The organism is Streptomyces sp. NPDC000134, assembly GCF_042899225.1.
Taxonomy (GTDB): domain Bacteria; phylum Actinomycetota; class Actinomycetes; order Streptomycetales; family Streptomycetaceae; genus Streptomyces.
In genome coordinates, this window is the sequence record NZ_JBIAZN010000006.1 from 280943 (window position 1) to 293994 (window position 13052).

The 13052-nt window shown below is 70.2% G+C and carries 14 protein-coding genes; all 14 read left to right on the forward strand.

The genetic code is table 11. The features are described from left to right. The first annotated feature begins 127 nt into the window (after positions 1-127). The 14 genes from ACFY32_RS11915 (at position 128) to atpA (ending at position 13043) form a co-directional block, all read left to right on the forward strand. Positions 128-1264 (forward strand): LCP family protein, encoded by a 1137-nt coding sequence (locus ACFY32_RS11915; RefSeq protein ID WP_359196249.1) that lies wholly within the window; start codon positions 128-130, stop codon positions 1262-1264. A 137-nt stretch (positions 1265-1401) separates the two neighbouring features. Continuing rightward, entirely contained in the window at positions 1402-1626 is a 225-nt protein-coding gene (rpmE, locus tag ACFY32_RS11920) for a 50S ribosomal protein L31 (RefSeq protein ID WP_190206740.1), read from the forward strand. 109 nt (positions 1627-1735) lie between these two features. Next, positions 1736-2803, forward strand: a complete 1068-nt coding sequence (gene prfA, locus ACFY32_RS11925) for a peptide chain release factor 1 (protein ID WP_359196254.1) — start codon at positions 1736-1738, stop codon at positions 2801-2803. A 25-nt stretch (positions 2804-2828) separates the two neighbouring features. After that, on the forward strand, positions 2829-3674 hold the full coding sequence (gene prmC / locus ACFY32_RS11930) for a peptide chain release factor N(5)-glutamine methyltransferase (RefSeq protein WP_359196257.1): 846 nt from the start codon (positions 2829-2831) through the stop codon (positions 3672-3674). Positions 3675-3726: 52 nt separating this feature from the next. Continuing rightward, a complete protein-coding gene (locus ACFY32_RS11935) occupies positions 3727-4374 on the forward strand; it encodes an L-threonylcarbamoyladenylate synthase (RefSeq protein ID WP_359196260.1) in 648 nt (215 codons plus the stop codon). Then, positions 4371-5042, forward strand: a complete 672-nt coding sequence (locus ACFY32_RS11940; RefSeq protein ID WP_359196262.1) for a protein-tyrosine-phosphatase — start codon at positions 4371-4373, stop codon at positions 5040-5042. Before ACFY32_RS11935 ends, ACFY32_RS11940 begins: the two co-directional genes overlap by 4 nt. Positions 5043-5135: 93 nt before the next feature. Further along, on the forward strand, positions 5136-6389 hold the full coding sequence (glyA, locus tag ACFY32_RS11945; RefSeq protein WP_359196265.1) for a serine hydroxymethyltransferase: 1254 nt from the start codon (positions 5136-5138) through the stop codon (positions 6387-6389). Positions 6390-6518: 129 nt separating this feature from the next. Then, a complete protein-coding gene (locus tag ACFY32_RS11950) occupies positions 6519-7838 on the forward strand; it encodes an MraY family glycosyltransferase (RefSeq protein ID WP_359196268.1) in 1320 nt (439 codons plus the stop codon). Positions 7839-8124: 286 nt separating this feature from the next. Next, positions 8125-8559: a hypothetical protein gene (locus ACFY32_RS11955; RefSeq protein WP_359196271.1), complete on the forward strand. Its 435-nt coding sequence runs from the start codon at positions 8125-8127 to the stop codon at positions 8557-8559. Positions 8560-8769: 210 nt separating this feature from the next. Then, positions 8770-9609, forward strand: coding sequence for a F0F1 ATP synthase subunit A (gene atpB / locus ACFY32_RS11960; RefSeq protein ID WP_359196274.1), 840 nt, complete (start codon positions 8770-8772; stop codon positions 9607-9609). Between the two features lie 73 nt (positions 9610-9682). Continuing rightward, positions 9683-9907 (forward strand): ATP synthase F0 subunit C, encoded by a 225-nt coding sequence (atpE, locus tag ACFY32_RS11965; protein WP_190206749.1) that lies wholly within the window; start codon positions 9683-9685, stop codon positions 9905-9907. Positions 9908-9947: 40 nt separating this feature from the next. Further along, positions 9948-10499 carry a F0F1 ATP synthase subunit B gene (locus ACFY32_RS11970; protein WP_359196277.1) on the forward strand — a complete coding sequence of 184 codons (552 nt, stop codon included), beginning with the start codon at positions 9948-9950 and terminating at the stop codon, positions 10497-10499. Then, positions 10496-11311: a F0F1 ATP synthase subunit delta gene (locus ACFY32_RS11975; RefSeq protein ID WP_359196280.1), complete on the forward strand. Its 816-nt coding sequence runs from the start codon at positions 10496-10498 to the stop codon at positions 11309-11311. Before ACFY32_RS11970 ends, ACFY32_RS11975 begins: the two co-directional genes overlap by 4 nt. Before the next feature lie 142 nt (positions 11312-11453). After that, positions 11454-13043, forward strand: a complete 1590-nt coding sequence (atpA, locus tag ACFY32_RS11980) for a F0F1 ATP synthase subunit alpha (RefSeq protein WP_359196283.1) — start codon at positions 11454-11456, stop codon at positions 13041-13043. The last annotated feature ends 9 nt before the right edge of the window (positions 13044-13052 follow it).

Genomic DNA, 13052 nt, shown 5'->3' on the forward strand with positions numbered 1-13052 from the left:
CGATACGCGGTGTAGTCGGCGCCGCGCGGACCGGTCACAGAACGCTGTGCAACCCTTTCCCGGGTTTCTCCGTCTGACCGGACGGAGCGACGATGGTGCCGGTACGAGCCCGAGAGCCGAGGAGCACATGCCAGCCGAGAGCACGCCGGATTCCGGCATACCAGGGGAGTCCGGTACCAGCGGGCCGCGGCCCCGCGGCAAGGGCCGCCGCCGCAAGCCGCGCGGCAGGCGCAAGGGCCTGCTGGTCGCCGCCTGGACCGCGGCCGGCATCGTCGTCCTGGGCGGCAGCGGGGTCGGCTACCTGTACTTCAAGCTCAACGGCAACCTCGACAGCGTCGACATCGACCAGGCCCTGGGCACCGACCGCCCGGAGAAGACCGACGACGGCTCCGAGAACATCCTGGTCCTCGGCTCGGACACCCGCGCCGGCGGCAACGAGAAGCTCGGCGGCGGCACCGACGACGGCACCGCCCGCTCCGACACCGCGATGATCGTGCACGTCCACGAGGGCCACAAGAAGGCCAGCGTGGTCTCCATCCCCCGCGACACCATCATCGAGCGCCCCGAGTGCACCGACACCGAGGGCGACGTCCACCCCGCCGCCGCGAACGCCATGTTCAACTCCGCGTACTCCACCGGCGGCGCGGCCTGCGCGGTCAAGACCGTCGAGTCGCTCAGCGGCCTGCGCATGGACCACTACCTGGAGGTCGACTTCACCGGCTTCCAGAAGCTCATCGACGAACTCGGCGGTGTCGACATCACCACCACGAAGGACATCGAGGACCCCGACAGCCACCTCAGCCTGAAGGCCGGCGAGCACACCCTCGACGGCGAGCAGGCCCTCGGCCTGGTCCGCACCCGGCACGGCGTCGGCGACGGCTCCGACCTCGGCCGCATCCAGCTCCAGCAGGCGTTCATCAAGGCCCTGGTCGACCAGGTCAAGGACATCGGGCTGCTCACCAACCCCAAGAAGCTGGTCGATCTCGCCGACACCGCCACCAAGACCGTCACCACCGACTCCGGCCTGGGCTCGGTGAACTCCCTGATGTCCTTCGCCGGCAGCCTCAAGGGCATCGGCGCCGGCAACATGACCATGGTCACGATGCCGGTCCGGTACGACCCGCAGGACGGCAACCGCGTCATCGTCGAGGAGACCAAGGCCCAGCAGGTCTGGACCGCCCTCAAGAACGACCGGGCGATCCCGAGGAGTGCGACGAAGGACACCGCCACCGGCAAGGCGGACGGCGTCGTCAGCGCCTCCTGAGACCCCCGGGAATAGCCGGCCCCGCCCCCCGGTTTGGGGAGTAGGCGCCAGTCCTGGCAGACTGGTCCGTCGGCCCCGGTTCACGCTCCCGCATCCCGCGGCGGCGACCCGGAGCCCTCCCGAACCTAGGAGACACCTTGAAGCGCGAGATCCACCCCGAGTACGTCGAGACCCAGGTGAGCTGCACCTGCGGCGCGTCGTTCACCACCCGCAGCACCATCCAGTCCGGCACCATCCGGGCCGAGGTCTGCTCCGAGTGCCACCCGTTCTACACGGGCAAGCAGAAGATCCTCGACACCGGTGGCCGCGTGGCCCGCTTCGAGGCCCGCTTCGGCAAGGCTGCCGCCGGCTCCAAGAAGTAGCGAGCCCCAGACCGCCGGTCCACGGTCGCGCCCCCACCCCGGGGCGTGCCGGGACCGGCGTTTTTGGTCGCCCGCCTTCCCCTTTCACCGCAGTATCAGGAGCCCCAAGATGTTCGAGGCCGTCGAGGAACTCGTCGCCGAGCACGCCGACCTGGAGAAGACGCTCGCCGACCCGTCGGTCCACGCCGACCAGGCGAACGCGCGCAAGCTGAACAAGCGCTACGCCGAGCTGACCCCGATCATCGCCACGTACCGCTCCTGGAAGCAGACGGGCGACGACATCGAGACCGCGCGTGAACTGGGCGCCGACGACCCCGAGTTCGCGGCCGAGGTCAAGGACCTGGAGAAGCGCCGCGAGGAGCTGACCGAGAAGCTGCGGCTGCTGCTCGTCCCGCGCGACCCCAGCGACGACAAGGACGTCATCCTGGAGATCAAGGCCGGCGCCGGCGGCGACGAGTCCGCGCTGTTCGCCGGGGACCTGCTGCGCATGTACCTGCGGTACGCCGAGCGGGTCGGCTGGAAGACCGAGATCATCGACGCCACCGAGTCCGAGCTGGGCGGCTACAAGGACGTCCAGGTCGCCGTGAAGACCCGCGGCCAGACCGAGCCCGGCCAGGGCGTGTGGGCCCGGCTGAAGTACGAGGGCGGCGTGCACCGCGTGCAGCGGGTGCCCGCCACCGAGTCCCAGGGCCGCATCCACACCTCCGCCGCCGGCGTCCTGGTGACCCCCGAGGCCGAGGAGGTCGACGTCGAGATCAACCCGAACGACCTGCGCATCGACGTCTACCGGTCCTCCGGGCCCGGCGGGCAGTCCGTGAACACCACCGACTCCGCCGTGCGCATCACACACCTGCCGACCGGCGTCGTCGCCTCCTGCCAGAACGAGAAGAGCCAGCTCCAGAACAAGGAGCAGGCACTGCGTATCCTGCGCTCACGGCTGCTGGCCATGGCGCAGGAGGAGGCGGAGCGGGAGGCCGCCGACGCCCGCCGCAGCCAGGTCCGCACCGTGGACCGCTCCGAGAAGATCCGCACGTACAACTTCCCGGAGAACCGCATCTCGGACCACCGCGTCGGCTTCAAGGCGTACAACCTGGACCAGGTCCTGGACGGCGAACTCGACGCGGTGATCCAGGCCTGCGTCGACGCGGACTCGGCCGCCAAGCTCGCCGCCGCCTGACCCTCACCGACAGCTCGGAGGACGCGTGAACCTGCTGCTCATGGAGGTGGCCCAGGCCACCCAGCGGCTGGCCGACGCCGGCGTGCCCTCGCCGCGCACCGACGCGGAGGAACTCGCCGCGTTCGTGCACGGCGTCAAGCGGGGCGAGCTGCACACCGTGAAGGACGCGGACTTCGACGCCCGGTACTGGGAGGTCATCGCCCGCCGCGAGGCCCGCGAACCGCTCCAGCACATCACCGGACGCGCCTACTTCCGCTACCTGGAACTCCAGGTCGGCCCCGGTGTCTTCGTGCCCCGCCCGGAGACCGAGTCGGTGGTCGGCTGGGCGATAGACGCGGTACGCGCCATGGACGTCGTCGAGCCCTGCATCGTCGACCTGTGCACCGGCTCCGGCGCCATCGCGCTGGCCCTCGCCCAGGAGGTGCCGCGCTCGCGCGTGTACGCCGTGGAGCTGAGCGAGGACGCCCTGGTGTGGACCCGCAGGAACATGGCGGGGTCCAGGGTCGAGCTGCGCCAGGGCGACGCCCTGACCGCCTTCCCGGACCTCGACGGCCAGGTCGACCTGGTCATCTCCAACCCGCCCTACATCCCGCTCACCGAGTGGGAGTACGTCGCCCCCGAGGCCCGCGACCACGACCCGCAGCTCGCGCTGTTCTCCGGCGAGGACGGCCTGGACCTCATCCGCGGTCTGGAGCGCACCGCGCACCGGCTGCTGCGCCCCGGCGGCGTGGTCGTCGTCGAGCACGCCGACACCCAGGGCGGCCAGGTGCCGTGGATCTTCACCGAGGAGCGGGGCTGGGCCGACGCCGCCGACCACCCCGACCTCAACAACCGCCCCCGGTTCGCCACCGCCCGCAAGGCGCTGCCGTGAGCACCGCCCCGAACCCGCATCCGCAGCACGTGTACGAGGAGGCCCGCTAGACATGGCACGGCGATACGACACCAACGACGCGACCGACCGCGTGACCGGTCTGCGCGAGGCCGCGTCCGCCGTCCGCCGTGGCGAGCTGGTGGTGCTGCCGACGGACACGGTGTACGGGATCGGCGCCGACGCGTTCGCCGCGGAGGCCGTCGCCGACCTGCTGGAGGCCAAGGGGCGCGGCCGTGCCATGCCGACCCCCGTCCTCATCGGCTCCCCGAACACGCTGCACGGCCTGGTCACCGACTTCTCCGAGCTGGCCTGGGAGCTGGTCGACGCGTTCTGGCCGGGCGCGCTCACCCTCGTCGCCCGGCACCAGCCCTCGCTCCAGTGGGACCTCGGGGACACCCGGGGCACCGTCGCCGTCCGGATGCCGCTGCACCCGGTCGCCATCGAGCTGCTCACCGAGGTCGGCCCCATGGGCGTCACCTCCGCCAACCTCACCGGCCACCCCGCGCCGGAGGACTGCGACGCCGCGCAGAGCATGCTCGGCGACTCCGTCTCCGTCTACCTGGACGGCGGCCCCACCCCCGGCAACGTGCCCTCCTCCATCGTCGACGTCACCGGCGAGGTGCCCGTGCTGCTGCGGGCCGGCGCGATCTCGGCGGAGGAACTGAGGAAGGTCGTACCCGACCTCGAGGTGGCGAATTGACGGCCCCGGAGGCGGGGCGCGGCATAGGCGGTCTCGCGGAACAGACGACCACCTTCGTCGGGCTGCCCCGCGACCGGTTCCGCATCCTCCACGTCAGCACCGGCAACGTCTGCCGCTCGCCCATCACCGAGCGGCTGACCCGGCACTTCGTACGGGAGCGGCTCGGCATCCTGGGCGGCCCGCTGATCATCGAGAGCGCCGGCACCTGGGGACACGAGGGCGCCCCCATGGAGGCCAACGCGGAGACCGTGCTCGCCGACTTCGGCGCGGACGCCTCCGGCTTCGTCGGCCGCGAGCTGCTGGACGAGCACGTGATCCGCGCCGACCTGGTGCTGACGGCGACCCGGGACCACCGCGCGCAGGTCATCTCCATGGGGCACTCGGCCGGCCTGCGCACCTTCACGCTGAAGGAGTTCACCCGCCTGGTCAACGCCATCGACCCGGCGACCCTGCCGTCCCTGGAGGAGGGCGTGGTCGCCCGCGCCCGCGCCCTGGTGCGCGCCGCCGCCGCGCTGCGCGGCTGGCTGCTGGCCCCGACCGCCGAGGCGGACGAGGTCTACGACCCCTACGGCGCCCCGCTGACCTTCTTCCGGTCGATCGGCGACGAGATACACCAGGCACTCGATCCGGTGGTCACGGCACTGACCGGGGTGCCCGCGCGCACCTGACGGGCACCCCCGCCGCGATCCGACGGGCACCTGGCGCGCACCGGGCCTACATTGGTCGTACGCCCTCGTCGACGAGCCGCCCGGAGCGCTGCCATGTCGGTCACCCATCCCGTCGCCACCGGTGCGGCCGATGCCGACGTCCTGCGGCGCCAGGACCCCGAGCTGGCCGACATCCTGCTCGGGGAGCGGCACCGGCAGGCCACCACGCTCCAGCTCATCGCCGCCGAAAACTTCACCTCGCCCGCCGTGCTGGCCGCGCTCGGCTCCCCGCTGGCCAACAAGTACGCCGAGGGCTACCCGGGGGCCCGGCACCACGGCGGCTGCGAGCTGGTCGACGCCGCCGAGCGCCTCGCCGTCGAGCGCGCCCGGACCCTGTTCGGTGCCGAGCACGCCAACGTCCAGTCCCACTCGGGCTCCTCGGCGGTGCTCGCCGCCTACGCCGCCCTGCTGCGCCCCGGCGACACCGTCCTCGCGCTCGGCCTGCCGCACGGCGGGCACCTCACCCACGGTTCGCCCGGGAACTTCTCCGGCCGCTGGTTCCGGTTCGTCGGCTACGGCGTGGACGCGGAGACCGGCCTGATCGACTACGACCAGGTCCGCGCGCTGGCCCGCGCGCACCGGCCCAAGGCCATCGTGTGCGGCTCGATCTCCTACCCCCGCCACATGGACCACGCCTTCTTCCGGGAGGTCGCCGACGAGGCCGGCGCGTATCTCATCGCGGACGCCGCCCACCCCATCGGGCTGGTCGCCGGGGGCGCGGCGCCCAGCCCGGTGCCGTACGCGGACATCGTCTGCGCCACCACCCACAAGGTGCTGCGCGGTCCGCGCGGCGGCATGCTGCTGTGCGGCGCCGAGCTGGCCGAGCGGGTGGACCGGGCCGTCTTCCCGTTCACCCAGAGCGGCGCGCAGATGCACACCGTCGCCGCCAAGGCGGTCGCCTTCGGCGAGGCCCGCACCCCCGCCTTCGCCGCGTACGCCCATCAGGTCGTCGCCAACGCCCGGGTCCTCGGCGAGGGCCTGGCCGCCCAGGGCCTGGCCGTCACCACCGGCGGCACCGACACCCACCTGCTGACCGCCGACCCCGCGCCGCTCGGCGTCGACGGCCGCACCGCACGCGGCAGGCTGGGCGCGGCCGGCCTGGTCCTGGACTGCTGCGCCCTGCCGCACCCGGACGCCCGCGGCCTGCGCCTGGGCACCGCGGCGGTCACCACGCAGGGCATGGGGGAGCCGGAGATGGGCCTGATCGCCGGGCTGGTCGGCGGGGTGCTGAGAGGGGAGACGGGTATCACCCGGGCGCGGTCGCTGGCCCGGGAACTGGCGGAGGCGTTTCCGCCGTATCCGGGGTGAAAGACGGCGGTTGCTCCCGGGTGCACAGCCCCGCGTGCAACCATCGTCGCTACCCGGAAGTCCCCACCCATATGCGCGCATCGCTAGGGTGTGGGCCTGGAATGGCCAGCGAGACCTGTGGGGAAGCCCGTGCGTGAATACCTGCTGACGCTCTGCATCACGGCCGCGGTGACGTACCTGCTGACCGGACCGGTACGGAAGTTCGCGATCGTGGCGGGGGCGATGCCGGAGATCAGGGCCCGTGACGTGCACCGGGAACCCACTCCGCGGCTCGGCGGGATCGCCATGTTCTTCGGACTGTGCGCGGGCATGCTGGTCGCCGACCACCTCACCAACCTCAACCAGGTCTTCGAGACCTCCAACGAGCCCCGTGCGCTGCTCTCCGGGGCGGCGCTGATCTGGCTGATCGGTGTCCTGGACGACAAGTTCGAGATCGACGCCCTGATCAAGCTGGGCGCCCAGATGATCGCCGCCGGTGTGATGGTGGTGCAGGGTCTGACGATCCTGTGGCTGCCCATCCCGGGCGTCGGCAATGTGGCGCTCACCCAGTGGCAGGGCACGCTGCTGACGGTGGCGCTGGTGGTCATCACCATCAACGCGGTCAATTTCGTGGACGGCCTGGACGGGCTCGCGGCCGGCATGGTGTGCATCGCCGCGGCGGCGTTCTTCATGTACGCCTACCGGATCTGGTACTCGTACGGCATCGAGGCCGCCGCCCCGGCGACCCTGTTCGCGGCGATCCTGATGGGCATGTGCCTGGGCTTCCTGCCGCACAACATGCACCCGGCGCGGATCTTCATGGGCGACTCCGGGTCGATGCTGATCGGCCTGGTGCTGGCGGCCGGCGCGATCTCGGTGACCGGGCAGGTCGACCCGGACGCGATGCGGCTGTTCTCCGGCTCCGAGCGCAACACGGTGCACCAGATGGTGCCGGTCTACATCCCGCTGCTGATGCCGCTGACCATCATCGCCATCCCGGCCGCCGACCTGATCCTGGCGATCGTGCGCCGCACCTGGCGCGGCCAGTCGCCGTTCGCCGCCGACCGCGGCCACCTGCACCACCGGCTGCTGGAAGTGGGCCACAGCCACAGCCGCGCGGTGCTGATCATGTACTTCTGGTCGGCGCTGATCGCCTTCGGCGCGCTCGCCTACTCGGTGAACTCGGCGTCGATGTGGATCGTGCTGGGAGTGGTGTTCCTCAGCGCCCTCGGCCTGGTGCTGCTCCTGCTGCCGCGGTTCACCCCGCGCGTCCCGCTCTGGGCGCAGCGCCTGGTGCCGCCGCGTTACCGCCGTCGCGCGGTGGGTGCCCCGGTCGCCGGGGCGGCCCCGCAGGAGGAGCCGGCGGACCGGGCCGAGGAGCGCGAGGACCGGGTGCCCGCCGGTGTCTCGGGAGCCACGGGTGTCAATGGCGCAACGGCCGTCGGCCCTCGTTCGAAGCTGCCAAGGTAAGAATCTGACTAGAGCATTGCCAAGTCGTGGGGGAGCAAAGCGCTCTAATACCAGACAAGACGGCGCTGTTTTTGCACAAACGCGCGCTGTCACTCTCATGTGTGACAGCCAGCACACCCTCAGGTAAAGACCTCATCAAATAGTTTGTGATACGGTTCACGAGAACCCCCGGAGAGAGCCGAAGGACCGCGATGCGCCGGTCTCTTGGCGTGAGGACTCCACTCAGCCCGGGACTACGCTCGTCCATGACGACACCCTGCCCCCTGTGAAAAGCGGAGTTGCCGCCATGCCGTCCAACGACGTCCGGACCCTGCTCCAGGCCGCTGTGCCCACAGTCGCCGTCGGCGCCATCGCCGCCGTCGTCAGTGGTGTGCTGGCCGGCGGCAAGGGTGTGCTCGGAGCCGTCGTCGCGACGCTGGTGGTGATGCTGTTCATGGGCATCGGGCTGTACGTCCTGCAGCGCACCGCCAAATCGCTTCCGCACCTCTTCCAGGCGATGGGCCTGATGCTCTACGCGGCGCAGATCCTGCTGCTGTTCGTCTTCCTCGCCGCGTTCAAGAACACGAGCCTGTTCAACCCCCGGTCCTTCGCGATCACGCTGGTCGTCGGCACCCTGACGTGGATCGCCGCGCAGACCCGTGCTCATATGAAGGCCAAGATCCTCTACGTCGAACCCGAGTCGTCGGACGACAAGCCCGAAAAGACGGGGCGCTCGTCGTGAGGGGTAGGGCCGGGATAAGGGCGTCGAAGAGATCCTGCTATCGTCCGGTGCCAACTGCGGCATCGCGGGCGCGGGCATCTGAGCTGACGCCTGCTCATTCGCGAGGCGAGATGCCCCACAGCCGCCCCCACATCCGTAACACCAGTCCCGTGCCGAACCGCGGCCCCGCGCCGCGCCGACACAACGAGGTTGCCGTACCCATGCGCCACGATGAAGGAGCCCGCGGTGAGTGCTGACCCGACGCAGGTGCTCGCCTTCGAGACCGACTGCCACATCTTCGACGGATGTGGCTTCCCCGGTCCCGGCCTGCACTCGTTCCTCTTCGAGCCGCTCGCCGGCAACGCGGACGGCAACGGCTTCTACTTCAACAAGCCGATGCTGCTCGCGCTCCTCGGCTCGGTCATCATCGTCGGCTTCTTCTGGGCCGCGTTCGCGCGCCCCAAGGTCGTCCCGGGCAAGCTCCAGATGATCGCCGAGTCCGGCTACGACTTCATCCGCCGCGGTGTCGTCTACGAGACGCTCGGCAAGCGGGAGGGTGAGAAGTACGTTCCGCTGATCGTCGCCCTGTTCTTCTTCATCTGGATGATGAACCTCTGGTCGATCATCCCGGTCGCCCAGTTCCCGGTGACGTCGATCATCGCCTACCCCGCCGGTCTCGCCGCGATCGTCTACATCCTGTGGGTCTCGCTGACGTTCAAGCGCCACGGATTCGTCGGTTTCTTCAAGAACGTGACGGGCTACGACAAGTCGCTCGGCGCCGTGCTGCCGCTGGCCATGACGATCGAGTTCTTCTCGAACCTGATCGTCCGCCCCTTCACGCACGCCGTCCGGCTCTTCGCCAACATGTTCGCGGGCCACACCCTGCTGCTGCTCTTCACGATCGCGAGCTGGTACCTGCTGAACGGCATCGGCATCGCCTACGCCGGCGTGTCGTTCGTCATGACGATCATCATGACGGCCTTCGAGCTGTTCATCCAGGCCGTGCAGGCGTATGTGTTCGTCCTGCTGACCTGCACCTACATCCAGGGCGCGCTCGCCGAGCACCACTGAGCGTCCCGCCTCCTACCCCCTAGCCGTCCGGTGGCCAACCCCCACCGGTCCGTAAAGAGAAGGAAGAACTGGCATGTCCAACACCCTTGCCGCTGTCGATGGTTCGCTCAGCTCCGTTGGTTACGGCCTGGCCGCCATCGGCCCCGGTGTCGGCGTCGGCATCATCTTCGGCAACGGCACCCAGGCCCTCGCCCGCCAGCCCGAGGCGGCCGGCCTGATCCGCGCCAACCAGATCCTGGGCTTCGCCTTCTGTGAGGCGCTCGCCCTGATCGGTCTCGTCATGCCGTTCGTCTACTAAGACGGCCTGACGACCGACCCTTTCGACGAAAGGCACTGATGTGAACTCCGCCCTGGTTTTCCTGGCGGCTGAGGGTGAGAAGGAAAATCCCCTCATCCCGCCGTGGCCGGAAGTCGTCATCGGCCTCATCGCTTTCGTCATCGTCTTCGGCTTCCTCGCCAAGAAGCTGCTCCCGAACATCAACAAGGTTCTGGAGGAGCGTCGCGAGGCCATCGAGGGCGGTATCGAGAAGGCCGAGGCCGCGCAGACCGAGGCCCAGAGCGTCCTGGAGCAGTACAAGGCCCAGCTCGCCGAGGCCCGCCACGAGGCCGCGCGCCTGCGCCAGGAGGCGCAGGAGCAGGGTGCCGCGCTCATCGCCGAGATGCGCGCGGAAGGCCAGCGGCAGCGTGAGGAGATCATCGCCGCCGGTCACGCCCAGATCGAAGCCGACCGCAAGGCCGCCGCGTCCGCGCTGCGCCAGGACGTCGGCAAGCTCGCCACGGAGCTGGCCGGCAAGCTGGTCGGTGAGTCCCTGGAGGACCACGCCCGCCAGAGCCGCGTCATCGACCGGTTCCTCGATGACCTCGAGGAGAAGGCCGAGGCGTCGCGATGAACGGAGCGAGCCGCGAGGCCCTGGCCGCCGCACGCGAGCGTCTCGACGCGCTGACGGACGCCACGTCCGTGGACGCCGGCTCGCTCGCCGACGAGCTGGCCTCCGTCACGGCGCTGCTCCACCGCGAGGTGGGCCTGCGCCGGGTTCTCACCGACCCGGCGCAGAGCGGCGAGGCCAAGGCCCTCCTGATCCAGCGCCTGCTCGGCTCCCAGGTCGGCGGCCCCACCGCCGATCTGGTGTCCGGCCTGGTGCGCTCCCGCTGGTCGCAGTCGCGCGACCTGGTGGACGCGCTGGAGGAGCTGGCGAACACCGCCGACCTCACCGCCGCCCAGCGCGACGGCAGCCTCGACGACGTCGAGGACGAGCTGTTCCGGTTCGGCCGGATCGTCGGCTCCAGCACCGAGCTGCGGGCCGCGCTGACCGACCGCAAGGCCACCGCCCCGGCCAAGGGCGAGCTGCTGCGCAGCCTGCTCGGCGGCAGGGCCCGGCCGGTCACCGAGCGGCTGGTGACCCGCCTGGTCACCGCGCCCCGGGGACGTAGCCTGGAGTCGGGACTGGAGTCCCTGTCCAAGCTCGCCGCCGAGCGCCGGGACCGCGTGGTCGCCGTCGTCACGTCGGCGGTGCCGCTGAGCGACACGCAGAAGCTGCGCCTGGGCGCCGCCCTCGCCAAGCTCTACGGCCGCCCCATGCACCTCAACCTCGACGTGGACCCCGAGGTCCTCGGCGGGATGCGGGTGCAGGTCGGCGACGAGGTGATCAACGGCTCCATCGCCGACCGCCTCGAGGACGCCGGCCGCCGCCTGGCGGGCTAGCAACTTCATAGCAGTACGTACGTGTACCTACGGCCCGGTTGGGCCGTGCAGAGGATTCACCTCGTTCAGGGGGGAGTCCGGGATTTCGAGACATCCCCCCAAAGTGAAACTTCGGGCCCAACAAGGAGAGCAGGGAACCCAGATGGCGGAGCTCACGATCCGGCCGGAGGAGATCCGGGACGCACTGGAGACCTTCGTCCAGTCGTACCAGCCGGACGCGGCCTCGCGCGAGGAGGTCGGTACGGTCACCGTCGCCGGCGACGGTATCGCCAAGATCGAGGGTCTGCCCTCGGCCATGGCCAACGAGCTGCTGAAGTTCGAGGACGGCTCCCTCGGTCTCGCGCTGAACCTGGAAGAGCGCGAGATCGGTGCCGTCGTACTCGGCGAGTTCAGCGGTATCGAGGAGGGGCAGCCGGTCACCCGTACCGGCGAGGTCCTCTCCGTCGCGGTCGGCGAGGGCTACCTCGGCCGCGTGGTCGACCCCCTCGGCAACCCGATCGACGGCCTCGGCGAGATCGAGACCTCCGGTCGCCGCGCCCTCGAACTGCAGGCCCCCACGGTCATGCAGCGCAAGTCGGTGCACGAGCCGATGGAGACCGGCTACAAGGCCGTCGACGCCATGACGCCGATCGGCCGCGGCCAGCGCCAGCTCATCATCGGCGACCGCCAGACCGGCAAGACCGCCCTGGCCGTCGACACGATCATCAACCAGCGCGACAACTGGCGCTCGGGCGACCCGAAGAAGCAGGTCCGCTGCATCTACGTCGCCATCGGCCAGAAGGGCTCCACCATCGCGTCGGTCCGCCGCGCGCTGGAGGAGAACGGCGCGCTGGAGTACACGACCATCGTCGCCGCCCCGGCCTCCGACCCGGCCGGCTTCAAGTACCTGGCGCCGTACACCGGCTCGGCCATCGGCCAGCAGTGGATGTACGAGGGCAAGCACGTCCTGATCATCTTCGACGACCTGTCGAAGCAGGCCGACGCCTACCGCGCCGTGTCGCTGCTGCTGCGCCGTCCGCCGGGGCGCGAGGCGTACCCGGGCGACGTCTTCTACCTGCACTCCCGGCTGCTGGAGCGCTGCGCCAAGCTCTCCGACGACATGGGCGCCGGCTCGATGACCGGTCTGCCGATCGTCGAGACCAAGGCCAATGACGTCTCGGCGTTCATCCCGACCAACGTCATCTCCATCACCGACGGCCAGTGCTTCCTGGAGTCGGACCTGTTCAACGCCGGTCAGCGCCCCGCGCTGAACGTCGGTATCTCCGTCTCCCGAGTCGGTGGTTCCGCGCAGCACAAGGCGATGAAGCAGGTCTCCGGCCGGCTCCGCGTGGACCTCGCCCAGTTCCGTGAGCTGGAGGCGTTCGCCGCCTTCGGTTCCGACCTGGACGCCGCGTCCAAGGCCCAGCTCGAGCGCGGCCAGCGCATGGTCGAGCTGCTCAAGCAGAACCAGTACGAGCCGATGTCCACCGAGGACCAGGTCGTCTCCGTCTGGGCCGGCACCACCGGCCGCATGGACGACGTGCCGGTCGCGGACATCCGCCGCTTCGAGCGGGAGCTGCTGGAGTACCTGCACCGCAAGGAGCAGGGCCTCATGACCTCCATCCGCGAGGGCGGCAAGATGTCCGACGACACCCTGCAGGCCGTCGGCGACGCCATTGCCGAGTTCAAGAAGCAGTTCGAGACCTCGGACGGCAAGCTGCTCGGCGAGGACGCCCCGGCCGCGGCCAAGTGACGTAAGGAA

What these genes read in the sequence shown, in the direction of transcription:
- ACFY32_RS11915 (WP_359196249.1), top strand. Translation starts at nt 128, where the DNA reads ATGCCAGCCGAGAGCACGCCGGATTCCGGCATACCAGGGGAGTCCGGT.
- ACFY32_RS11955 (WP_359196271.1), top strand. Translation starts at nt 8,125, where the DNA reads ATGCCGTCCAACGACGTCCGGACCCTGCTCCAGGCCGCTGTGCCCACA.
- atpE (WP_190206749.1), top strand. Translation starts at nt 9,683, where the DNA reads ATGTCCAACACCCTTGCCGCTGTCGATGGTTCGCTCAGCTCCGTTGGT.
- atpA (WP_359196283.1), top strand. Translation starts at nt 11,454, where the DNA reads ATGGCGGAGCTCACGATCCGGCCGGAGGAGATCCGGGACGCACTGGAG.
- prfA (WP_359196254.1), top strand. Translation starts at nt 1,736, where the DNA reads ATGTTCGAGGCCGTCGAGGAACTCGTCGCCGAGCACGCCGACCTGGAG.
- ACFY32_RS11935 (WP_359196260.1), top strand. Translation starts at nt 3,727, where the DNA reads ATGGCACGGCGATACGACACCAACGACGCGACCGACCGCGTGACCGGT.
- ACFY32_RS11975 (WP_359196280.1), top strand. Translation starts at nt 10,496, where the DNA reads ATGAACGGAGCGAGCCGCGAGGCCCTGGCCGCCGCACGCGAGCGTCTC.
- atpB (WP_359196274.1), top strand. Translation starts at nt 8,770, where the DNA reads ATGAAGGAGCCCGCGGTGAGTGCTGACCCGACGCAGGTGCTCGCCTTC.
- glyA (WP_359196265.1), top strand. Translation starts at nt 5,136, where the DNA reads ATGTCGGTCACCCATCCCGTCGCCACCGGTGCGGCCGATGCCGACGTC.